The sequence below is a fragment of the Streptomyces sp. NPDC006510 genome, assembly GCF_040611955.1.
In the GTDB taxonomy this organism is placed as follows: Bacteria; Actinomycetota; Actinomycetes; order Streptomycetales; family Streptomycetaceae; genus Streptomyces.
The window spans coordinates 1-1,634 of record NZ_JBEXPH010000445.1; the positions used below are offsets into that span (position 1 = coordinate 1).

At 68.1% G+C, this 1,634-nt stretch carries 1 protein-coding gene; it reads left to right on the top strand.

The window, feature by feature from the left end; all coding sequences use genetic code 11:
• Positions 1 to 239: 239 nt before the first annotated feature.
• Positions 240 to 1,337 carry a hypothetical protein gene (locus tag ABZY11_RS44340; protein ID WP_356484595.1) on the top strand — a complete coding sequence of 366 codons (1,098 nt, stop codon included), beginning with the start codon at positions 240 to 242 and terminating at the stop codon, positions 1,335 to 1,337.
• The last annotated feature ends 297 nt before the right edge of the window (positions 1,338 to 1,634 follow it).

A 1,634-nucleotide genomic window follows, 5' to 3' on the forward strand; every position in this document is an offset into this window, starting at 1 on the left:
CCCGAAAACACTGTTCCCACAAGGGAGTTGGCATCGCACATGTGATGTCAACGAGACTCGTCACATGTCGTCACCACCGACTACGGAACAGAGCCAAACGAGCAGTGGAGCCCGTCGAGGACTCGAACGATGATGCTCGGCGTCGTGGCTGTGATTCGGCCTCACAGCGAACTGACAAACACGTTGGCCGGTCTGCCACGGAGCTGCGACGATGCCCCTGTTTCCCGAGCGGAGGACGTTTGTTCGTTTTCGTGTGTGTGCGGTGTGGCGCCCAGCTGACCGCCCCGTTGTCCCAGGTCGCCCTGCCCGCCCATGCTCGCCAGCAGTACGGGAACGGGCTTCAGCTCCCGGTGCTCATGGAATCGGGGACGTTCGCCGTGGAACTGGAGCCCTGGGGGCCGCCGTGGCGAGGGTGGGAGGAGATCGATCCGGACGAGGCGGCTGCCCGCGGCATCTACGCGCCGGTCCACGCCCTGTCCGAAGGCGCGGCCAGCGCGGTCGTCATCGCACCGGGAGACACCCGTGGCGCTGTGCTGATCCCGGAAATGCGCGGCGGCGCCTGCTGCGGCTTCGGCGGGGGTGACGGCCCCAACATGGCCTGCGCGGGCTGCGGTCTTCTCGTGGCGAGCAGGGTCGACGACTGCTCGCTCTGGCAGGCAGTGTGGCTCGCCCCGAACGCCGTGCGTCGCTTTCCCGTCGAGGGCGCCGACGCCGGACTGCTGTCCTGGGCGGACCTGCTCGCGGAGGGGGTGGGCGTGCCCCCGTCCGAGCCGATCGCCCAGTGGGGAGCGCCGTTCGGGGCGAGCGACCGGTGGCATTGGAGCCCACAGTGGGTGGCGGCAGCCGGGCAGGCGCTCGCCCACCTCCTGGTGGCCTCGGAAGGCCGGGCGGTGACGGTTCAGGACGGCCTGACGGCAAAGATGTTCCAACGCGCCCTCGACACCCTGCTGCTGGCCGGACGGCCGACGCGGCGCGCCGTCCTGGCCGGACCAGGACAGCCGACCCGCAGCGCTGACGCCGACATCCTCCTCGTGCCGTCCCACCCGCAGACCGGGAAGGCATGGACCCCGGCCGCTCCGGCGCACTTGGTCCCATTGCCGTTCGGGGTGTGGCTCCGGCTGGTCTTCCCTGAGCGGCAGCTGGCCGTTCCTGCATCGGGTCCAATGCCCGACGGCGTCCTTCGCGACGACCCGCCCACGCCGAGTGTCCACGACGTGTTCCGAATTGACTGGGAAGTTTTCCAGCGAACCCTGGTCCGACTGCCTGCCGTCCGCACCCCGTGGCTACGCGAGATCACCGAGAACCTCACGGAGCACATGCGCACCGGCCTCCTCTAGCGGACTGACGGGGTGCCAGTTCCGATCGAACAGCGCCGGACAGCGGTGCCTCCCGAAGTAAGGTTCTGGCCCAGCTTCCGTGCAGCGGCCACTGTGAGTGACATCCGATCCTCTCGGGGCAGCTTCGGAAGTCGCCCGAAAATCAGCCGTCGCTTTGGCGGTTGGGCTGAAAGTCCGGGTCGTGGAAGAGGTTGCACTCGGGTTAGTACTCCAGTCTGACTTCGCGATCTTGTGGCCGTACCCGGCCGAGAACGGGTACGGCCACCGCGTGATCATCGGTTGGTGTGTGGACAAACG